General features: G+C 44.7%; 20 protein-coding genes. 5 read left to right on the forward strand and 15 right to left on the reverse strand.

Annotation, left to right across the window (positions count from 1 at the left end; genetic code table 11):
• Window positions 1-45: 45 nt before the first annotated feature.
• The 5 genes from NV381_RS10330 to NV381_RS10350 all read right to left on the reverse strand — a co-directional run bounded on the left by NV381_RS10330 (window position 46) and on the right by NV381_RS10350 (window position 4,456).
• The gene (locus NV381_RS10330; protein WP_258213192.1) at window positions 46-804 is read right to left on the reverse strand and encodes an ABC transporter ATP-binding protein; all 759 of its coding nucleotides are present in this window, start codon (window positions 802-804) and stop codon (window positions 46-48) included.
• Entirely contained in the window at window positions 801-1,748 is a 948-nt protein-coding gene (locus tag NV381_RS10335) for an iron chelate uptake ABC transporter family permease subunit (RefSeq protein ID WP_258213193.1), read from the reverse strand. The genes NV381_RS10330 and NV381_RS10335 overlap by 4 nt, the downstream gene beginning before the upstream one ends.
• Window positions 1,738-2,691, reverse strand: a complete 954-nt coding sequence (locus NV381_RS10340) for an ABC transporter permease (RefSeq protein ID WP_258213194.1) — start codon at window positions 2,689-2,691, stop codon at window positions 1,738-1,740. The genes NV381_RS10335 and NV381_RS10340 overlap by 11 nt, the downstream gene beginning before the upstream one ends.
• 383 nt (window positions 2,692-3,074) lie before the next feature.
• Window positions 3,075-3,686, reverse strand: coding sequence for an SGNH/GDSL hydrolase family protein (locus NV381_RS10345; RefSeq protein WP_258213195.1), 612 nt, complete (start codon window positions 3,684-3,686; stop codon window positions 3,075-3,077).
• 32 nt (window positions 3,687-3,718) lie between these two features.
• Window positions 3,719-4,456: an SDR family NAD(P)-dependent oxidoreductase gene (locus NV381_RS10350; RefSeq protein ID WP_258213196.1), complete on the reverse strand. Its 738-nt coding sequence runs from the start codon at window positions 4,454-4,456 to the stop codon at window positions 3,719-3,721.
• Between the two features lie 154 nt (window positions 4,457-4,610).
• On the opposite strand from NV381_RS10350, the gene NV381_RS10355 reads away from it, so the two are divergent.
• Window positions 4,611-5,774 (forward strand): iron-containing alcohol dehydrogenase, encoded by a 1,164-nt coding sequence (locus NV381_RS10355; RefSeq protein ID WP_258213197.1) that lies wholly within the window; start codon window positions 4,611-4,613, stop codon window positions 5,772-5,774.
• Between the two features lie 76 nt (window positions 5,775-5,850).
• Window positions 5,851-6,561, forward strand: coding sequence for a cyclase family protein (locus NV381_RS10360; protein ID WP_258213198.1), 711 nt, complete (start codon window positions 5,851-5,853; stop codon window positions 6,559-6,561).
• An 89-nt stretch (window positions 6,562-6,650) separates the two neighbouring features.
• Here the strand turns inward: NV381_RS10360 and NV381_RS10365 are convergent, their stop codons facing one another.
• Window positions 6,651-7,514 (reverse strand): NmrA/HSCARG family protein, encoded by an 864-nt coding sequence (locus NV381_RS10365; RefSeq protein WP_258213199.1) that lies wholly within the window; start codon window positions 7,512-7,514, stop codon window positions 6,651-6,653.
• A 141-nt stretch (window positions 7,515-7,655) separates the two neighbouring features.
• On the opposite strand from NV381_RS10365, the gene NV381_RS38420 reads away from it, so the two are divergent.
• From NV381_RS38420 to NV381_RS10375, 3 genes are read left to right on the forward strand one after another with little or no spacing between them, the layout of a single operon-like run.
• Window positions 7,656-7,823, forward strand: coding sequence for a winged helix-turn-helix transcriptional regulator (locus NV381_RS38420; protein ID WP_419182256.1), 168 nt, complete (start codon window positions 7,656-7,658; stop codon window positions 7,821-7,823).
• The gene (locus NV381_RS10370) at window positions 7,762-7,980 is read left to right on the forward strand and encodes a winged helix-turn-helix transcriptional regulator (protein WP_419182257.1); all 219 of its coding nucleotides are present in this window, start codon (window positions 7,762-7,764) and stop codon (window positions 7,978-7,980) included. Before NV381_RS38420 ends, NV381_RS10370 begins: the two co-directional genes overlap by 62 nt.
• A 42-nt stretch (window positions 7,981-8,022) precedes the next feature.
• Window positions 8,023-9,114 carry a hypothetical protein gene (locus NV381_RS10375; protein WP_258213200.1) on the forward strand — a complete coding sequence of 364 codons (1,092 nt, stop codon included), beginning with the start codon at window positions 8,023-8,025 and terminating at the stop codon, window positions 9,112-9,114.
• Between the two features lie 118 nt (window positions 9,115-9,232).
• Here the strand turns inward: NV381_RS10375 and NV381_RS10380 are convergent, their stop codons facing one another.
• From NV381_RS10380 to NV381_RS10420, 9 genes are all read right to left on the reverse strand, one after another.
• Window positions 9,233-10,684: a PstS family phosphate ABC transporter substrate-binding protein gene (locus NV381_RS10380; RefSeq protein WP_258213201.1), complete on the reverse strand. Its 1,452-nt coding sequence runs from the start codon at window positions 10,682-10,684 to the stop codon at window positions 9,233-9,235.
• A gap of 32 nt (window positions 10,685-10,716) precedes the next feature.
• Window positions 10,717-11,097: an SET domain-containing protein gene (locus NV381_RS10385; protein ID WP_258213202.1), complete on the reverse strand. Its 381-nt coding sequence runs from the start codon at window positions 11,095-11,097 to the stop codon at window positions 10,717-10,719.
• A gap of 1,252 nt (window positions 11,098-12,349) precedes the next feature.
• Window positions 12,350-13,438: a Gfo/Idh/MocA family protein gene (locus NV381_RS10390; protein WP_258213203.1), complete on the reverse strand. Its 1,089-nt coding sequence runs from the start codon at window positions 13,436-13,438 to the stop codon at window positions 12,350-12,352.
• A 19-nt stretch (window positions 13,439-13,457) separates the two neighbouring features.
• Window positions 13,458-14,270: a sugar phosphate isomerase/epimerase family protein gene (locus NV381_RS10395; RefSeq protein ID WP_258213204.1), complete on the reverse strand. Its 813-nt coding sequence runs from the start codon at window positions 14,268-14,270 to the stop codon at window positions 13,458-13,460.
• 70 nt (window positions 14,271-14,340) lie between these two features.
• On the reverse strand, window positions 14,341-15,339 hold the full coding sequence (locus NV381_RS10400; protein WP_258213205.1) for a hydroxyacid dehydrogenase: 999 nt from the start codon (window positions 15,337-15,339) through the stop codon (window positions 14,341-14,343).
• Between the two features lie 24 nt (window positions 15,340-15,363).
• The gene (locus NV381_RS10405) at window positions 15,364-16,962 is read right to left on the reverse strand and encodes an extracellular solute-binding protein (protein WP_258213206.1); all 1,599 of its coding nucleotides are present in this window, start codon (window positions 16,960-16,962) and stop codon (window positions 15,364-15,366) included.
• A 24-nt stretch (window positions 16,963-16,986) separates the two neighbouring features.
• Entirely contained in the window at window positions 16,987-17,874 is an 888-nt protein-coding gene (locus NV381_RS10410) for a carbohydrate ABC transporter permease (protein ID WP_258213207.1), read from the reverse strand.
• Between the two features lie 13 nt (window positions 17,875-17,887).
• Window positions 17,888-18,868, reverse strand: a complete 981-nt coding sequence (locus tag NV381_RS10415) for an ABC transporter permease (RefSeq protein WP_258213208.1) — start codon at window positions 18,866-18,868, stop codon at window positions 17,888-17,890.
• A gap of 725 nt (window positions 18,869-19,593) precedes the next feature.
• Window positions 19,594-21,801, reverse strand: a complete 2,208-nt coding sequence (locus tag NV381_RS10420) for a helix-turn-helix domain-containing protein (RefSeq protein ID WP_258213209.1) — start codon at window positions 21,799-21,801, stop codon at window positions 19,594-19,596.
• Between the last annotated feature and the right edge of the window lie 32 nt (window positions 21,802-21,833).

Here is a 21,833-nt window from a genome sequence, read left to right on the forward strand (position 1 = left end):
TATTTGAAATAATTTCAAATCGGAATTAGTGAAACGATGGCTGCCTTAAGCGAAATATACACATATCTTGTTACCGTTAATCGTCTCTATCTGAATGTCCATATCGTAAACCTCTTTTAATACAGGCTGGGTTATGATCTCATCGGTTGTTCCTTCTCTGACGACTTTCCCATCCTTGAGCGCTACGATATAGTCGGAGTAACAGGAGGCAAAGTTAATGTCATGAATAACGATAACAATCGTTTTGCCAAGCTCGTTAACCATTCGTTGGAGCACCTTCATAATTTGTACGGAATGCTTCATATCCAGATTATTAAGCGGCTCATCCAGCAGTATATATTCTGTATTTTGAGCAATAACCATCGCTATGTAAGCCCTCTGTCTTTGACCCCCGCTTAATTGATCCAGAAATTTATCCTGCATCTCTTCCAATTCCATATAGTGAATAGCTTCATCGACAAATTTCCAGTCCTCGTCCTTCAGCTTGCCTTGAGAATAAGGAAATCGTCCGAAGCTGACTAGCTCTCTGACCGTTAAACGTACATTAATGTGATTGGATTGTTTTAATATCGAGATTTTTTTGGCCAAATCATTGCTTTTGCATTCGCGAAGCTCTTTGCCGTCAATCATAATCTCTCCGCTATCCTTCGTGAGAAGGCGGCTTACCATAGACAGTAAAGTGCTTTTACCAGCTCCATTGGGTCCGATAAACGAGGTGATTTTGCCATTTGCTATAGTTACGGATACGTCCTCGATTACATTTTTATTTCCGTACCGCTTCGTTACCTTCTTTACTTCTATCACGATTTATTCTCCTTTAGTAAGAGATAGATGAAGTACAAGCCACCGACGAGATTAATGACCACGCTTATCGTTGTAGTAAAGGTGAACACTCTCTCAACAATTAACTGTCCTCCAACTAACGCAATGATGCTGATCAGCACAGAACCAAGAATCAAGTGTTTGTGCCGGTATGTCCCAATTAACTGATGAGTTACATTCGCTACTAGAAGCCCAAGGAAAGTGATCGGTCCAACTAAAGCTGTTGATATGGACACAAGAATGGCAACAATAATAAGCAGTCTTTTTACAACATAGTCATAATCGACGCCCAGGTTCACAGCCTGCTCTTTTCCAAGCGACAGCACATCCAAATATTTGACGAATCTCTTAAAATAGAACCCGATGAATATCAGCACAAGGATGGATATATACAAGAGATCTTTATTCACATTATTAAAGCTTGCAAACAATTTGTCCTGCAGCCGGAGATACTCGTTGGGATCAATAAGCACCTGCATAAATGAAGAGAAGCTCTGGAACAATGTTCCGAATATTATTCCGACCAGCAGAAGGAAATAAATGTTTTGACCTTCTCTTTTGAAAATAATTTTGTAGAGCACTCCTGCGAACAGCACCATTACCCCTACGCACAAAGCAAAATTGATGTTTTTATTCATCATCGTTAGGGTTGTTGATCCAAAAGCAAAGATGACAAACGTTTGTATCAATGAATAAAGGGAGTCCAATCCGAGAATGCTGGGCGTCAATATCCGGTTATTTGTAATGGTCTGAAACACCATAGTCGATAGGGCGATAGTTCCAGCGGTTAGAACGATGGCCAGAATCTTGATTCCCCTTCTCTCGAGAGCATATCCCCAATTATTGCCAAGCTTGATGAATAAAAAAGTCGCAATTAATGCTAAAGCCGCAACGGCCAGAATGCTTAGCTTCGTTCTAATGTTCATATGCCTTTCTCCTCATAAGCAAGTACAGAAATATACCACTTCCTATCACTCCGACTGTAAGACCAATCGCAATCTCGTAGGGATAAATAATGATGCGTCCAAGCACATCGCAAAACAGTACAAATACAGCTCCCAGCAGGGCGGTATGTGACAAACTTTTTTTAAGATGATCGCCTTTAAAAATAGTTACAATATTAGGAATGATCAGACCGAGAAATGGAATCATACCGACGGTGAGGATGACAACTGAAGTCACTAACGCTACGATAACTAGCCCGATATTAACCACCTGTTTATAATTTAGACCCAAATTGACAGAGAATTCTTCTCCCATGCCGGCAACGGTGAATCGGTCTGCATAGAAGTACGCTATGATGACGATAGGAATACTGATATACAGCATTTCGTATCGGCCTTTCATGATCATTGAGAAATCCCCGTGAAGCCATGCAGATATACTCTGAATAAGATCGTGCTTAAAGGCAAAAAAAGTAGTAATTGATCCCACGATGCTTCCGAACATTAAACCTACAAGGGGTATAAAAATAACATCTTTATACTTGACCTTCTCAAGAATTTTCATAAAGATAAAAGTACCTAGCAGAGCGAATGCAAACGAAACAAACATCATTTCCATCGGGCTCGCTGTAGTAAACAGGATCATCGATACCAGTATACCCAGCCTCGCTGAATCCTCGGTTCCCGCAGTAGTTGGCGAAACAAATTTATTTCTGGTCAACTGCTGCATAATCAAGCCAATGACGCTCATACTGACTCCAGCAATGATGATACTGATTAAACGCGGAAGCCTGCTGATTAGCAATATATCCGTTTGATCCTCAGTCAAATGAAAAATATCAAGAGGCGATATATTTTTTACTCCTATAAATACAGAGCATATGGATAAAATGACTAGCGCGATAAGAAGATACCTTTTTTTCATAGCCTATCCTTACTCTTCCTTTACAGAAGGATTGTCTGATTTGAATTAATAACGATAATCATTCTGAGTACCATGAAAGTGATAATCATTATCAGCATGTATTATATTACTCGATACCGATTCTTCGCATGAATAGACTTTTCATTTCTGAGCATGGACTTTTCTGCACGAAGTGCTTATTTCTCTAAATTTGACACAACATTATGAATCAGACGTCCTGTTCCTGCCCTTTAAGCGGAGGATGGCATCAAATATCCCCACAAAGTGGGGTCTTGCTTCGAAGTTGATTCAGATACTTTGCGGGGAGCCCCAAACATATAAAATCTATATACGCAAAAAAGAGAAGGACCGTAGGCCTCCTCTAAATAATGCAGCCGCTCAACTTAAACCATCTCCAGCAGCTGTTTAGCGATATATACAGCTTGTTCCTTCCTTACCTCATCTTTAAAATGAACATGATCACAATATACATCCGGCCCCAACTCAAGTGTAAAAGTGTACAGATCCAGCATTGGGATATCATTTTGTCCCATTATTCGGTCAGCTATTGAATTATAATCTATAACATCTTTATGAAACCGGTGAAAGGATTGATTCAGCTCGTTATGCACTTCATCTATAAGAGGAGTCGTTCGAATCCAAATGACCCGATTGGACATGTTTAGCGCCAAGGAAGCAATCTGTTGAATATGTTGCTCATATTGATCAGCGGTCACTTGCTTGCTGCCATTTACCGGATCTGTTTTGATATCATGCAATCCGCAATTAAGCAGCAAAATGTCATATCGCGCGCCTTCCTGCTGCTGCTCTCTCATATACGCCAGCACCATTCCGCTGTCCCCACCGTTAGCGCCAACCGGAATGTTCAAATCCTTTAACGCTTGTTCGGTTCCCTGCTTCCTGTCATAGGCAAAGCTTGAACTTATTTCAGCCTGCAAATAGGGACCATATTGAATCGAGATGCTATCACCGATTACAAACACACTGCGCTTCATTTATCCTCCCATCCCCTTCTCCTCAACTAATTTTAGATGAACATTCCGCCGTCAACTTTAATCGTCTCCCCGGTAATAAAAGAGGAATGAGCGACTAACGAATAAGCTGCCTCCGCCACATCCTCAGGCGTTGCAATTCTGCCAAGTGGAGTTCCCTCCGCCAGCCGTGAAACATGCTCCCCCTGGCCTTCGATCCAACGCGTCTGAACTATGCCGGGGGCAACCGAGTTTACTCGTACTTCGGGTGCCATCACTCTCGCCAACGATTTCGTTACACTAATCGCCGCAGCCTTAGAAGCCGCATAAGCGATAGAGCTGCCTAATCCTGTTAGTCCAGCCACGGATGTAATATTCACGATGCAACCATGCTGTTTCCTCAATTCGGATTCAGCAGCGCGGCAGCAGAAGAACATGCCTTTAACATTAACATCCATAACCCGATCCCAATATTCTTCCTTCAAGCCTTCCAGGTCATCATGTCTAACGAAATCGGTAACTCCCGCATTATTGACCAATATATCCAAACGTCCAAAAGCTTCGATAGTTTGCTTAACCATGGACCTCACCTGCTGATCGTCCGACACAGTTGCCTGGGCCAACAGACATTTCACGCCAAGCGCCTCAACCTCCTTCTTTGTTTCCAACGCTTCTTTCTCGGATTTGGAATAATTAATCGTAATATGTACGCCTTCCTTAGCCAAACGAAGTGCAATCGCTTTACCGATTCCTGTCGCAGCTCCTGTAATTAGTGCGGCTTTACCTAGCATCATGAATCTCTCCTTTTTGTTTAATCAGATCACTATTTCCTATAGTACAATAATTCAAGCGATCTATGGCAAAATTTGTAGTGATTCTTAACGAAATTCATACTAAAATTAAATCAAGCCTATTAGTTAGTCCAATAGAGGAAGGATGGTTCCTTAGATGAATTTTAAATATGCTATGCCGACTACTGTGGAATGCGGTTTAGGCATAAGCCGTAAAATCGGTGAAATTCTCCAATCCTATCAGGCTGACCGTGTGTTCATTGTGACGGATCGTGGAATCCGAATGGCCGGGCTGCTGGAGCCCATTGAACAATGCCTTCATGAGCAGCGCATTGCCTTTGAGATTTTTGATGAAACCGAGCCCAACCCAAGCGCAAATAGTATTATGAATGGTCTTGAGAAGCTGAAGGCATCGGGAATACAGCATGTTCTCGCCATCGGCGGAGGAAGCAGTATCGACACAGCCAAGGGTATCGCTATCATGGCTACGAATAGCGGGCATATCCTGGACTACGAAGGCGTAGGTAAAATTCAGAATGCCGGGTATCCGCTTATCGCTATTCCTACTACGGCAGGTACAGGAAGTGAAGTGACAGCCTCCACTATCGTTACTAATACACAAACTCAATTTAAGGCTGCTGTTATAAGCCCTTATTTATTTCCGAAGCTGGCCCTGCTGGACGCCGAGCTGACCAAGAAGCTGCCGCCGGATATTACCGCCGCCACTGGAATGGATGCGCTGACGCATGCAATAGAATCGTACACCTCCAAGGGTGCAACTCCGGTTAGCCGTGCGTTCGCATTGGAAGCGATTGCAATGATTGGCAAGCATCTGAAGTCCGCTTATTTTGTCGGGGATGATATGGATAGCAGAGAAGGAATGCTTATCGCTTCTATGATGGCAGGAGCAGCGTTCGCGCAATCCAGATTAGGCAATGTGCATGCCATTTCCCATACAATAGGAGGAATATTCAACATTGCACATGGTGTAGCTAATGCCTCGCTGCTGCCTTATGTTATGAAGTTCAACCTGCCTGCTTGCCCGGAAAAAATGCGGGATATTGCCGCCGCGCTTGGAGCAGACACGAGCAGCTTAACTTCAGAGGAAGCCGCTGAGAAGGCCATTGAGATTGTCGTCAAGCTTAATGCTGCATTGAGCATTCCTACTACCATCCAGCAGCTTGGCGTCACCTTGGACCAGCTTCCCAAGATGGTGTCTGACGCGATGAAAAGTGGTAATGTTCTTATCAATCCCAGACTTACCAGTCCTCGCGATATCCAGGCTATTATTGAAAATGCCTATCATGGCAGACTATATTAGATTCCATCCAATTTCATAGAGTTTCGTAAGATTTCATAAAATTCCATTGATTCGAAACAAGAAAGGCGGAATCCCCGTGTCCAAAGCCAAACAATTATCCACTCTGCTGCAAAGTATGGAAGCAATTGATCTGTCCCACACATTAGAGGAAGATATGCCCATTTACCCGACGCATTCACGTTATTTCCATACCATCTGGGATTCATTCGAAACCGGAAGCCAGGCGCTGTTATATCAGCTTATTATTAACGAACATTGCGGAACCCATATCGATGCCACCGCCCACTTCCTCAAAGAGGATCACCCGGAGCATTTGTATATGGACGAAACTCCGGTTACCCAATGTTTTGGGCGCGCCCTAACTTTGGATGTATCCTATTTCAAAGATACCGACTTAGTGACAACGGAGATCATACAGCAATGGGAGCAAGAGCATCATGTTATCGAAAAAGGTGATATTGTCAACTTTCGATTCGGCTGGGACCGCTATTGGGAGCCACGCTCGGTAAGCCAAACTTACAGCAAATCTTGGCCGGGTCTCAGCGGCGAAGCCGCACAATATTTGGTTTCCAAGCAGATCAAAGCCGTCGGCTGCGATGTACTGGCCATTGATAGCTATTATGCGGTAGGAGCCCCCGCCCACTACGCCCTTCTTGGCAATGGGATCAACATTATCGAAAACTTGACGAAGCTGGAGGCCATTATAGGCGAGTCCTATATGATTGCCTTTCCGTTAAAGATCAAACAAGGCTCGGGCTCGCCGATCCGGGCTGTAGCTTATAAGTAAAGCTGGTGCACGCTACCAGAGGTCAATCCATTTGCAAACACCTCCTGTCCCGTTCAACGAACGGCTCAGGAGGTGTTTTTATGAATTGTTTATTGGAGCTGCAGCTTGGTCAGACGCAACCAAGCCTCATAATCGAGCAGCCTCGGATGTATTGCGCGTACGCTTTGAATATTAGCCAAATAATCTTCCCTCTGAAAAAAAGCATTAGCTTTCGTCCCATCATGCTCGTTAACTGCTTCCTGGACAATTGGCGGTGTTTGGTAAGCAACGGTATGAGACTCGAAAACCTTACTGATCATTTGAATAATCTGATGTAAGGTCAATTCATCGCCCGCAATTTCAAGAGCTTTTCCAATGTACTTATCGGGCTCGCTAAAAGCTATGGCGGCAATGGCACCGATATCCTGCACAGCAATCATCTGAAGCTTGCTTTCTTCCGCCCCCATGTAGGGAATATTGATTAATTCGTTGATGGGTTCGAGCAGCGACTTGAAGTTGTCCATAAACATGACGGGTCTAAGGATTGTAGCGGGCAGATTCAAATTATGAATGTAACGCTCGATATCTCCCTTATTTTCGAATGATGTAATGCCCGTATTCCTATCTGCACCGCTAACTGAGCTATAAACCAAATGAGATACTCCCGCTGCCGCAGCAGCATCAGCAACTATTTTACCATGCCGAACTTCCTTGTCCAGATCGTCAAAATAAAGAGCTTGAACACTAAAAACTCCATAAACATCCCTCATAGCCTCCTCTACTGAAGAAGGCTGCTCCAGATCTCCCCATACTAATTCAGCGCCAAGCTTTTGCAGCTCTATGGCTTCCTTTTTTTGCAAATCCCTTACCATTGCCCGAACAGCCCAGCCTTTGTCCAGTAATTGTCTTACAGCCGCACCACCTTGCTGTCCGGTTGCCCCAATAATCAGGACTTTTGGGTTAACAGAATACATAGTTGTTCTCCTTTTCTGTATTGCTGATTCGGGCGCCCTATTGATATTGTAAAGATGAACCAATAAAATTTAAAGTAGGCACTTTATTTTTACATTGTTTCAGATTATGAACTTACTAAATTTAAGTAAGGAGGAATAGATGTGACCAGAGCTGAAAATGAAGAACAGTGCTTGGCTTCTATTGGAGAGGTTTTCCGAATTATGGGTGGCAAATGGTCTTTTTTAGTATTGGGGCAGCTTTTTAATAATGGGGTGCAGCGCTTCAATCAGCTTCGAAAAAGCCTGGACAAGCACCAAATCTTTAACTGATATATTGCGGCATTTGGAACAAAATGAAATTATACAGCGGCAAGTTTTTCCGACTGTACCGGTAACAGTGGAGTACTCGCTGACCGACAGAGGAAGAGATTTTCAGAAAGTGCTCCATGAAATGCACAGCTGGCGCCTAAAATGGTCGGAACAATAAGCTGTTAATTATATTTACACGAAAACTTTTAGGAGGGATTGCATGACTGTACTCATTATCATCTTAGTTGTCCTCATACTTATCGCAATTATTAGCCGATCCAGCAATAGGAAAGCCGATCCAAGAGGTAAACGCAATTATATGGCACCTCCCAAACCTATTTATGATGATGCCCCATTGCCCGATCTGCTAGGCATACAGCCGCAGCTTCCCTTGAAGCCTGCTGTAGTCCGGCTTGAACAAGCACTGCCAGAGGAGTTCATCCTCAAGCTGCGCGAACGAATTCTGAGGCAGAACCCGCAAATGTCCGTAGCAGAATTCAATTGGAAGCTGCTGGAGCTAAAACGATATTTTCTCATGACCGCATTGTTAAAGGATGTGCCCATGTTCAGCCAGTCAGTAGATGACATCTGGCATGAGATGCTGATGTTCACTAGAGAATATTCGCGGTTTGGCGAAACGTTCATCGGCACACCTGTACATCACGGACCGCATTCTGATGGTCAACCTGATCCCCATGGACGGGCATGGTTCGATTGGGTGTATGCCCAACTCTTCGTTCCGACACCCTACTCTACCCACATTTGGCAGCCATTCTTCCGGCATCCGCTCGATCCCAGGCTGCTGGATGAATTGCGGCAGGGCAGCGAATCCGAGCTGACCGCCAACAGATTCAACCGGGCTGCGGCCGAACGATATCCCGAGATCCGGAATACGGTCTCGCTGCTGATCCGCAAGGCCAAGGAGCAAGCTCATGGGGCTGTGCCAGGAGCTTCTTATGCCGCGGAGCGGCCAGTCCATGAGTCGGCCGCTTACATGCCTTATTTAGCCGGAGCCTTGATGTTCTACTCGGCAGCCGAGTTTGCCAACTTCGAGGAGCTCATGGAGCCGCATTTCGCCGAAGAGGAACTCAAGCGGCGGGCTCAGGAAGCAGGCTCCTCCAGTGCCTCCTGCGGCAGTGGCAGCGGCTGCAGCTCTTCTTCATGGAGCGACGACAATAATCGTCATCACGGAAATGGTAGTGATAGCGGTAGCGGGGACTCCAGCGGGGGAAGTGATAGCGGCGGTTCTTCTTCAAGCTGCTCCTCTTCTTCCTCCAGCTGTTCTTCCAGCTGCGGCGGTGGCGGCGACTAAGGAATTACATGACAATGAGAGCTTGAGTCAACTCCACTGGGGATTGACTCAAGCTCTCATTCGTTATAAGTATTATCTCATTGTTTGAAGAACCTACGAGCGGGAAGGACATTTGGGTTTAATTAGGCACAAAGCCGCCTCTTTCGATCGCAGCTTTGCCCACATCGCTTTGCAGCCATTGAAGCAGCCTGCTCGCGGAGCTATCTGCCGGTTCGCCTTCTCGGGTTACAGCATACAAAAGTGCCGTATAAGGATACGTGCCTTTTCTGATGTTCTCTTTATTGCTTTCGATTCCTTCAACAGAAAGAAATTTTACATGCTCACGTTTATGCATTTCATTGGCAAAATAGTAAAAGGAATAGCCCAGCGAATAGCTTCCGTTCTTATAGTCGGCAACAGCGTCAATGAGTCCCCCCATGCCTGACGATTTTTTCTCCTTTGGCGGCTCGGCCAACTGCAACCCCTTCATAACCTTCTGCTCCATATACGTCTGACTGCCGGAATTTTTTTCGCGTTGAAAAGCAATGATCCTCTCGTTCTTCCCGCCGACATCACTCCAGCTAGTAATCTTGCCTGCATAAATATCCTGAATCTGCCGTATAGAAAGATTGGAAACTTCATTGTCAGTATGAACTAAAAAAATAAAAGCATCCTTACCAATTGGCGTAAGCTTCAGCTTCACACCACTGGCTTCGGCGAGCTTGAGCTCTTCGTCTGAAGGTCCTGCCACAAAGATCAGATCCGCTTTTTTGGCAATTAAATGTTCATAGGCTGCATGGGTAGTATTAAAATAAACATGTTGTTCCGCCCATGGCTTGTTGGTTCCCGTCAGCTCTTGCATCAAAATTTTTCCGAACGGAATAGCCGCTGTAGCCCCATCGATTTGGGGGTAGGTCTCTGCTGTGAACATCGTATGTTTAGGCCAGAGGGACGATAGAGTGAACATAACAAGCCATAGAGAAGCCGCCGTAATAGCAGCGGTCTTGAAAATTCTGGTTCCTCGATTACTTGCTATTGCCTTACGGACAAAAATGCCTGCCAGTACAGATAAGCTCGGCCAAAAGGATGCCAGTAAAGCTGTAATCTTCATATCGCTGCTGTCAGTAATATAGTGCTTAATGCTTTCAAAAAAGGGATAAGCCCACAAGACGAATATTTGATAAGGCAACCAGGTGATTCCGCCAAAATCAGATTTTGCACCAACCGCACTTGTGAAAGTAGCGTACCATATATAGGATCCAACTATTATTACTGGCAGTAAGGAAACGATGTGAACTTGTATGCTTGCTGGAAACCTCTTAGCTGCTAAAAAGCCGTATGCCACAAATGGAAACGCTGTAATAACAAGATAGAGCAGCATTAGCATAATCAGGCCGAAGTCACTCAACGCTCGAATGTCAAATATCCGATCTATGGCTCCGCCTATGCTGATTGCGATCGCGATCAGTAAAACTTCAAATAAAACATAGCTAACAAAAAATAACATGCTCCTCTGCGCGGCTGCCCCCATCCATTTGGAGCCCGTTTGTCGAGGAAGATTCAATTCGTTATTGGAGTTCGGCTGATTCAATAGACGTCTCCCCCTACCATGCAATACTAAGGTCAATCTCCTTCAGTAAACCATAAAGGGTCATCGCAATCAACCTCGCCATTATAGTTGATTAGTATCTCATCCCCCGCATTTATCGCCGTGTAGGCAAAAAAGTCAAAGGTATGATTATTAAAGTTAATATCATAGGTTGCATTCGGTTTATAAGAATGATTAAACAAGCTGCCATATCCTAATAAAACAGCCGTATGATTAGCACCATACTCAAAAACGTAGTCGTCAAGTATTGTTTTCTCTATGAAAACATGCTCCTCATTTGGGTACGGTATAACCGGTGCTTCATGGATAAGCTCTCCTGGTGCTATATCACGTGTCGCAAATACCCCTCTATTGAACTCACCATTGCTAAGCTTGGAAATTTTTATCTCAATCATGCTGGTCACCTTTCGCATTCTTTAGTCTCTGTAATTGCTTAATTTCAAATACGTTTAAAAGAATAATTTTAACTTACTCTCACTAAAACAGCAATAAGGATGTTAAAACCTTGTTTCTATCGCTGAGTGGAATGCTTTTCTGGCACGGCTGACATGAGCAGGATTAAAGATAAAAAAACTATATCGAAGTCTTTCATAGATGAGCAACCGCGATTTATTAATAAGTTTTCTTGCAAAATTAGAAGGTGAACCTCCGGTTCCAACTTATACTCTAATATTATCAGATAAGCTTCTACTCGAAGCCATTTCACTAGCATATGTGTCTTAAAAGCAGCTTGGTATACAATCTACATTTGCGCGTGGGAATGGATGGATGTGGGATTATGGCCGCTGCTTGGGGAGGGATAGATATGGGGTTTCGACTGCTGCTTGGGGATGGATAGATGTGGGGTTCCGACTTCTGCTTGGGGAGGGATTGATATGGGGTTCCGACTGCTGCTTGGGGAGGGATAGATGTGGGTTCCGACTGCTGTTTGAGGAGGGATAGATGTGAGATCTTAAGTCGCTGTTGATGTCGTGATCCTATGATAAACAATCTTCTCGCGATAGGAACACATATTCCTAAACAATCAAAACTTGAAAAAGGTAAACAGCCAGATACTCCCCATAGATAGCGGGAAATCCTCCCGTTAATTTCAGGCGTTGAGGCTTTTTTTTGCGAATAACTGGAAATCATCATGTTAATTCCGGTGATTTATTGCATTTTGCCTAAATATACCTATATTAGAAGGAGTTTTTCCAGTTAAGTTCCTCAACAAGCATGTAACGGAAGAATTAGCTCCAGAAATTCCAGTTAACTATTCGCTACTGCCCGACGAAGATGCATTCGAGCTTTAGTAGAGCACTTTACTTGCGAGTAGAAAGTCAGAATTCTTTTTAGTGAAATCCGACTTTCAATCTATCAAGTTGAGCAACTCCAAGTATAAAAACTTATACTTTCAACTAAACAAGGGGTAAGCTTCGCTCCCCGCTAACATATTAAGTTAAGAAAACCGTCAGGATCTCATATTATCCTGATGGTCCTTTCTTTTTGAGTAAATTCATTCGCTTGTGCGTTTGGATGGAGGGAGGGATGTGGAATTACGGCGGCTGTCACTCTTTTTATAAAGTTAACAAAAGACCCGACCCAGCATCGAATGATGTGGGACGAGTCAAATATTTCATGAGTGAATATATGCTGTAATCAAAAACATTAAGAAAGTACACGTGCAGGTGCAGGGTTCTGCCTGTGGCTTTCCTCTATAACAGCGATTTGCTGACGAACCTGCTCCAGTGTAATTCCAAGCGGTTCTCCTGTAGCAAGTGTGTCGTACAGCCTGACATAATATTCTCTGCACATGTGGTCAAATGAACCTAGCTTATGCTCATCAGCAAATTCCCAGCTATCTCCATGCCACTTAAGCTCCTCCCTGCAATAAGCAGGATCACCCTCCGCATTAACATAAGGTTCCCGCGTCAAATGCTGTTCAGGCGCTTCCTCCGGTTTGTAGTATTTCCAATCCAGATGTGTAACATTGCCTTTAATACCTCCACGAGTACCTTGAATGTTATAGGTTGAGTTAGGGTACGCAGAGCATGATGATATCTCGACATCAACAACCGGCTTGCCTGGAGCATGGAGCAGAAGCTTTACATAATCCTCGGCATCGCCAAATGTGTTAGTGCGGTCCATATAGCATGTTACCTGAGGTGTTGCGTCTATCCCAATAAATTGCAGAGCTTGATCGACTGGATGTGGGCCCGTGTTGAGCAGATTCCCCGCGTTATATTCTTGAATCGTTTGCCAATCCCATCTTCTGGCGAAGCCATTGTAGGTTATGTTAACTTGTACAACGCGGCCAATTACACCGGAATCGATAATTTTGCGGATTTGTTCGAACGCTGGAAGAAAGCGAGATTGCTGGAACACAAAGAGCTTGTTTCCGGATTTCTCCGATGCTTCGATTAATTGGTCAACTTCTGCCGCATACCTTGCGAGCGGTTTATCGCATACGACCTGAAAACCGTTAGCAAGCAAGTCAAGTGTCACAGGCACGTGCAGATGACTTGGGGTTGCATTGATTACCAGATCAATATCAGTGCGTCCAAATAGCTCTTTATAGTCACTATAAACGTCGCATCCATAAAGCTCTACAGCTTTTTGCCGGCGATTTTCCAGAGGATCAACGATTGCAATAATTTCGTATTTGTCTCCAAGCCGTTTTAAGGTGTCACTATGAATCAATCTGCCGCTTCGGCCCTGTCCAATAATAGCCGCACGCACTCTTGAATCTGCACTCATTTTAAATCATCCTCTCCGCTTACTTAGATAAATTGCGCATATATTGAACATATTGCGGGAATGCTTCTTCAGCATTCTCAATGTCTGGATGCCATTTCTTCTCCCATTCGAGTGTATAATAGCCGTCATAGCCGTTCCGTTCCAGCAGCTTATACATATCGGACAGCGGAATATTGCCTTCTCCTGTCAGGCAATATTTGAACTTGCCGTCTGCATCCGGCAGCAAGCGGGAATCCTTCACATGGGTATATTCAATCCATTGTCCAAGCGCCGCCCATGTATCCTCAGGTTGTTCACCAAGTGTCCGGATCGGGTGGTGAAGATCCCATAGCACGCCCACAGCCTCAGGATCTACTTGCTCCATCACCACTTTAACATCTGCGCAGGAGGTCCAATCATCATGCGTTTCCAGCAGCAGCTTAACTCCATTCTCCTTAGCTATCGCTCCTGTTTCCTTGAAATGACGCACAATGGTTTCAATAGCCTCTGCCCGGCCTGTTTCTCCAATGCTTCCTCCGAATACCCGGATATATCGGGTTCCGAAGAAAGAGCATAGTCTGGCATATTCTTTGATTTCTGCCAGGTTCTGTGCATATTTTTCTGCAGAGAACATATGGACAGAGCTGGAGAAGCAAGATACCTTCAAGCCGGCATCCATGATTTGATCCCGCGTATGGCTGAGCTGACTTGAAAACTCAGGCAGCTTATAAATATTCATTTCACCAGTAAGGCCGCGAAAATCGATGGCATCGAAGCCGTACTCCACGGCTCTCTTGATGATCAAATCCAATTCCCATTCAGGACAACCCAATGTCGTAAAAGATAATTTCATTTGTATTCCTCCCGGCTTATTCTATTTATTCCAAGCAGCAGCTCTTCCTTCAAATTACAGCATCATCGCACTACTTAGTCGTCATCCGTTCAAATCGTTCGGCCGTCACTTCTCTCAATAATGGCTTATCTGTTGCAAAATTTACTAGATCCTCCACAACCATAGCTCCCAGTTGAGATTTCCAATAGCCGGAATAGGCACCGATATGCGGCAGGCAGATGACATTAGGCAGCTTCAGCAGCGGGTCGTCCGCCGGAAGCGGCTCACGATGGTACACATCCAGAGCCGCGTGAATACGGCCTGCAGATAGCTGCTCCAGCAGCGCTGCCTCGTCAATCAGCGGCCCGCGGGCTGTATTGACCAGCAATGCCCCGTCAGGCAGCAGCCTAAGCTGCTCCTGACCGAGCATCCCGCGTGTCGATGCTGTAAGCGTATCGTGGAGAGACACGATACGGCACCCGCTTAGCACTTCCTCCATGCTGCCTAACGATATCCCCTGCTCTCTCGCCTCTTCCTGCGAGCAGTAAGGAGAATAGAGCAGAATACTTGTGCCAAACCCGCGCAGGAGGCGGATGACCTCCCGCGCTACTTCTCCATAGCCGATTAAGCCGACCTTCTGGCCGTATAAGCCCATTACGGTATTGCCGTTATCGCCCCAGGACCCGCTGCGCAGTTGATCGCGGTACTTGCCGATCTCCCAGGAGCCGGCCAGCATAAGCGATACCGTTAACTCAGCCGTTGAACGGGCAAGAGCGGTATTGGCATTGACCACGGTAATGCCATTAGCGAAAGCAGCCGGATCCAGATAAGGCGTCAAAGTACCAGCCGCATGCCCGATAAATCTCAATTTCTTGGCCTCTGCCAAAATATCAGCCGTTACCTTTGGGGAACCCCATGAAAGGATGCAGGCATCGTACTTATGAATGTCCTGACGCAGCTGCTCCGCTTCATAAGGTTCGTCCATTGCAACCCAATCCACATCCGATACGGCTTGCATTTGTTTAATAACCTCTTCACTAAACATCAAGTCTCTCAATTCTTTTCTCCACACCGTTACTAAAGTTCTCATCGTTCATCTCCATGTTATTTAGTACTAGGCATTTTTTTGATAGCGCTCATAAGCATCCTGATAAATTTTAACAATATCGTCCATGCCCATTTCTTTTAGTCGTTTCAAATATTTATCATAGTTCGGTTCCACCGCTTCCGCTCCCATGACCCACTTTTGCTGCATTTCTCTAATATAGGTGTCGATAGCCGGCCATTTCTCGCTGATCGTCTTTTCCTCTTTTGGAGTAAACGATACCGAAGGAAACTGCGGTGCGAAATATTTATTATCGATGTACATTTTAATACCCGTGTTAGCAATTGGATTGGTCCACTGCGTTTCGTAAGAAAGGTCCATTTGATAGCCGATATCCAGCTGGGCTCCAATATCCCATAGTTGCTTATTAACCGGTTCTTTGCCATTCAAAACCTCAGGTTTGAAGATCGGCTTGCCGTCCTTCATATCGTACTGAACCCCTTCGATACCGAAGTTCATCAGCCTTCTGCCTTCCGGTGTAAACCAGAAATCAAAATATTTGATGACCTCTACTTTGTTCTTACTTGTAGAAGCTATTCCCCAGCCCTTGTCCCGAAGCAGCATCCGGCTGTATTCCTGCCACACTTTTCCGTTTTTATCCGCGACTGGAGCCATTACTACAAATTTAAAACCTTGGATTTTATCCTTTAACGTGTCGTTGTATGTAGCTGAGCTTGGGAACCAGTCATGTGTAGCGCCGCCAACGTTATCTCCCAGCAATACTTCCCTTGCCTTCGCTCCCCTGGTGTAAATTTCCTTGTCGATGAGATCTTCTTTGTACCACTTGGAAATGTTAACCATCGCATCCTTGTATTCAGGCAAATATTTCCCGTACTGAACTTTACCGTTGATCACATGCCATTCGGGCCGTACTCCGAACAAAGGAACCAGCTGCGTAATGGCTTCCTTGTTATTGCGGCCAAAATAAGGCACTTCATCCTTTTTGCCGTTGCCATTAGGATCCTTTTCCCGGAAAGCCTTCAACGTCTGATAATATTCATCCACCGTCTTCGGTGCTTTCATTCCCAGTTTATCCAGCCAGTCCTGCCGAATGTACCAGCCTTCGGAGGCTTCACCTTCCATAATGTAAGGGATGAAATACAGCTTGCCATCGCTGGCTACCGAACCAGCCTTTGCCCATTTGTTGGTCTGCAGAAATTTTTTAATATTAGGAGCATGCTTCTCAATGAGATCGTCCAACGGCTCCAATGCCCCGTCAAGTGCGGCTTTATTCATATCAAGCTTCAAGCCGCCTACGATGTCGGGCAATTTACCTGAAGCCAGCATCATATTAAACACCTCGCGGCTGTTCGTAGCACTTGGCGGCGCTGTACCGTGCAGCTTCACGTTCGTCATTTCCTGGGCTTTTTTAAATACCGGGAAATCATCCTTGAACACTTTGTTGTCCCCATCGTGAAAATGAATGCTCAGCTCCAGCAGCTTATCACTAACCTTGGAACCGCTTGCAGCAGATTGTGAAGCTTGCCCCTTACCTTGCTCAGACCCGGCAGTCGTGTTCTTAGCGCTCCCGTCTGAGCATGCAGCCAAAGGTACACAAGCCAAAATCGTTGCTAATGCAGCTCCGCTCACTTTTTTCATAGTAACCATAATAATTGTTCCTCCTCTAATATATCATTCTTTAACCGCACCTAGCATCATGCCTTTAACAAAATATTTTTGAATAAAAGGATACACTAACAAAATAGGAATGATGGATACAATAATGGTTGCATAAATAATGGTCTCTTGCGAAAAGCCTTTGGAAATATCCGCCGCACTCATCATTTCTTCCGTCAGCTTCATCTCTACGATTAACTTGCGTAATAACACCTGCAGAGGAATTTTATCTTCATCCCGAAGTATAACCATGGTCCAGAAATAACCGTTCCAACGGGCGACCGCACAAAACAATCCGATACTCGCAAGTGAAGGCAAAGATAATGGCAAGTAAACTTTCGTTAAAATTTGCCAGTCATTCGCTCCGTCCACCTTGGCCGATTCTTCCATTTCTTCAGGAATGCCCTGGAAAAAGGTTTTCATTAGGAAAACATAGAAAGTAAACACAGCAAATGCGAATATAATCGTAAACCTTTTATCCAACAAGCCCAAATCCCGCAGGTTTAAGTAAAAGGGAATCATTCCAGCTGTACCGCTCATATTGATGAACATCGTAAGCGCTACCATAAAGCTGATAAAGGATGCTCCAATCAATCTCTTTTTGGAAAGCGGATAAGCCCCCAGAATCGTAAAAATTAAATTAACGACCGTTCCAACCACTGTGTAAAATATCGTATTGCCATAGGCCAGCCATATCCCCTTCTGATTTAACACCTTCCCATAAGCCGCAAAGGTAATATCCTGAGGAAATAAAAGCACTTTACCGGTCACTACCGCATCCGATGAGCTAATCGAAGCTGAAGCTACATACAAGAACGGATACAATGCAAGCGCTGCAATGACCGTAAGAATACCATAATTCAACATGCCGAACCATTTCTCGCCGACAGTCGGTTTCAACACAATCACCTGCTCCCTACCAAAGTCCTGTTTCCGTCCGTTTCTTGCTGAAGCGATTTGCCATATACACCAACACTACAGAAACAGCTGCATTGAAGACACCAACCGCAGTTGCAAGCCCATATCGCCCTTCCAATAACCCGGCCCGGTACACATAGGTACTGATAACATCCGAGGTTTCATAAGTGGCTGGCTGGTACATCAGTATAATGTTTTCAAAGCTTACATCCATCATTTGGCCAATTTTCAGAATCAGCATCACAGCAATGGTCGGCATTATACCTGGAAGTGTAACATGCCATGTCTGCCTCCAACGGTTAGCCCCATCAATAACGGCAGCTTCATATAAAGTCGGGTTGACTCCTGCAAGAGCCGCTATGTAGATGATAGAGTTAAAGCCCGCTTCCTTCCAAATGTCAAAGGTGCCGATATAAATCGTTCTGAAATAGTCGGGAATTGTAAGAAAATAAATTTTATCCAGCCCAAAGCGGTCCAGCAAAATATTCACCAAGCCATTGCTCGGCGCCAACAGATTTGTCACAATACCGGCAACGACCACAGAAGAAATAAAATGAGGCAAATAAGTAAAGGTTTGTACGAACTTACGAAATATCATATTCTTGGCTTCATTAAACAACAGCGCTAGAGCAATAGGAATGGGAAAAGCAAAAATCAATCCATACAAGCTGATCAGCACTGTGTTTTTCAGATTTCTGAAAAAATACGGTCCGGCAAAAAATTCCCGAAAATTATCAAGCCCTACCCACGGACTGCCGGATATTCCTTTAAACAGGCTGTATTCCTTAAAAGCAATTTGCAAGCCATACATCGGTTTGTAGAGGAAAATCAGATACCATAGTACAAACGGAACCAACATGATGTATAGGTGACGATCTCCTAAAATTCGTTTGCGAATTTCTTTGGAGCGTAGCCCGGTCGGTATCCGTCGTGCTTTGGGTACGGTTGCTTCCATCAGCACAGTCTCATTAGACTTCACAGATTCACCACCCTTATTATGTAATGTGTCTCTCTCGATTGGAGCGCCCCCTGAGAGTTCTTTCAGCTAAGCTATACTTGCCTCGTATGTCTTAGCCAAAGCTTAGAACAAATTCTACAAGCCCGGGTGCAATGTGTAAATCATCCGTTTGCCGGGTCATCGACGATTTTTTACTATAACGAAAAACCTATATATACCGCGGTCTCACCCGATCAGATCGACGTTTCTTCACTAATGGGCGTTTCTTCACAGAATGAAAAACGCCTAGTGGCGACGTCCTTGCGCGCCATTAACGGTTGTCCGTTTTGGAGGAATGGATGTAGGTCGCTGCATCGACGGAAGTGTTCGACCGACCACCATGCAACGCCGCTAAGCGCCTCGGATTCGAGAGTGTTGGAAACAGAACAATAGCGGAAGTAATTGTTTCGCTATCATCTGGAAAGCTCAAAAAACAGAGAGATAACGGAACAGCAAGTTCCTGTATCTCTCTGTTTTTGTGCATAAGGCCCAGATTTGGTCATCATAACGGAATTCCTACTTCCGTTATCCCCTCAAATTGGAGGCGGCAGATGGAATAACGGAAATCTCGGTTCCGTTCAAATTCTTCAGGGCTCCTAATAGCTCAGCACCGCCGCTATCCGTATAAAAAGCTCCCTTGATTGAGCATTGAGCATTGAGCATTGAGCATCGAGCATGTTAAAGCTCTCAAGCAAAGCAATGGCCCGCTATTCCAAATTTTGCGCATACTGCCCCGGCGATACCCCTTCGTAACGTTTGAACATTCGGATGAAGGTATTCGCATTATTGCAGCCGACTCTTAAAGCCAAATCTTGAATTTTCACTCCACGCTCTCCGCTTATAATCTCCTTCGCCCTTTTCACCCTTACATTATTTAAGTAATCGCGGAAATTATCCCCAGTATGGTTTTTGAATAAGGTGCTGATATAGCTGGGCGAGTAATTGAACTGCTCCGCTATATCATTGAGCGAAATATCTTGATCATAATGCTTATGGATAAATTCTACGGTCTGATAAGCGATCGACTGCTCAAGTTTACCGTTTACATCCTGAATACGGTTCATCATCTCATGCAGCAAATGATAAATGGCTTGCTTCAATTGCTGCACATCGGAACATAACATCAGCTTCGGATACCATTTCTCGCTCGCTGCCGCTGTTTCATGCTCCTGACGCTCCAGCTGCTGACTAATCCGATTTAACGTGGACACTATGGCCAGAATAAATTGAGACCGTTTCTCTATACCCAGACTGCGGATATCAAGATTCTCCTCCAGCAGCTTGTGCATGACCGACATGGCCTTATCCGCATTTCCGGAAATAACGGCTGCAATCAGATCACGCTCCAGCTCCAACGGATAATAATATCCGGTGCTCCGCAGCTGCTTAAGATCATCGGCCGTTATCAAGGTTTTCCGTTCCATAACAAACCGGTATTCCATCATTTTCATAGCCTCTTGAAACGAACGTTCCGCCTCACCTATATGTACAGCCGTTTCCCCCATAGCTGCAACGAGTTGAATGGAGAGGCTGCTGCTAATTTCCCTAAGCACATAAGTTAACCACTGCCTTAATCTTGGAGAGTCCTCCTCAGTTAGCAGCACAGCGAATCGCTTGTGATCCAGCCCAAGTGTTTCGCATAGCTGCTCTCGGGACAAATACTGCTCGATGAGTTCGGTTACTTGAGTCGTGATTTCAAACAGGTGGGCGTTCGAATATTCTCTTTCCAGCTCTCGGTCTGCAGCAACCTCGATAATTGCAACTGTCACAGGTCCAGACAAGTGAGTTAAATTATAGGCATCCAAATCCGGTGCAGCAGTCTTCATGGACAGCAGTCCGAATAAGAGGTCGCTGATCATTTTCTTGCGTAAAGGCATCTTGTACCCACTAATAGTTTGCTTCAAATTTTCATTTAGCTTATGGATGCCATCTGCAGTCGATTGAATAAAAGCCAGCTCATCTCTGCCTACGGGTTCTCCATAGCTTTTAAACTGGTTAACGGCTTTCTGTATGGGACGATAGGTCCGATTCGCAGCAAGCATCGCCAGTAAGAGTCCTATGACAGCCAACACCAGATACACAAGTAACGAATCCTTGGCAAGAGCCCTCATCTGGGGACTAATTGGCATCTTCTCAGCTATATAAGCATATTTCAAATCGCTGAAAACTTTGGATTCTAATTGACGGACTGTCATTTCACTGCTTGTATTCTCTTCCTGCTGCGTTATCCACTGCTCCAATGCCGTTCTTTCGATGCTTCCATTCTGAGCAATGATTCGGTCTCCTTTAATTAAAGCAAAGCCATCTGAACCGCCGGACATCTGAGGGAGTAAGTAACTTTCATAAAACGAAACGAAAAATACGAGATCAAGATTCGGCTCTTTTTTAATTAATGTAATTCTCCGATTCCCCGAGCCGCTGTAGGTATGTAAAAACAATGATTTTGCATAATTGCCAGTCGATAAGGCAGCCTCTATTTCCTTCTTGTGACCCTGCTCCAAGCCAATCTCGTTATAAAATCTTTCTTTATTAATGGTGTTATTAGGTGTAATAATTAGCTCATCCGTCTGCTTGCCAATGCCTATAGTAAAGCCAAAATTAGCAAAAGCATCAATATTTTTGCTTAGCTCATTGTAAATCCTTGTAATGACGTAATAATCCCGCTCGCTTTTCTCCGCATATTCCAGTACATTGCTGTTAATTTTCAGCTGGTTAACCAAATTTGAGGCGATGTTTAATTGCGTATCGATTTTGTCCCGGGCCTCCCGTAAGAAGGCATCCTGCCGGTACTTCAGCTCCAGCTGAACGATTTCATTGTTTTTGTAAAAAAACATACTCGTGACAAGCAATGTGTACACAAAAACTATGAGTACGTAAGCGATTAATAATTTGAAGTAAAACTTCCTTTTTCTCATCGCGTTATTTCCCCCTTTTTTACGCAATGAAC

Origin of the sequence: Paenibacillus radicis (ex Xue et al. 2023) (assembly GCF_024722015.1) — a bacterium.
Lineage (GTDB): Bacteria > Bacillota > Bacilli > Paenibacillales > NBRC-103111 > Paenibacillus_S.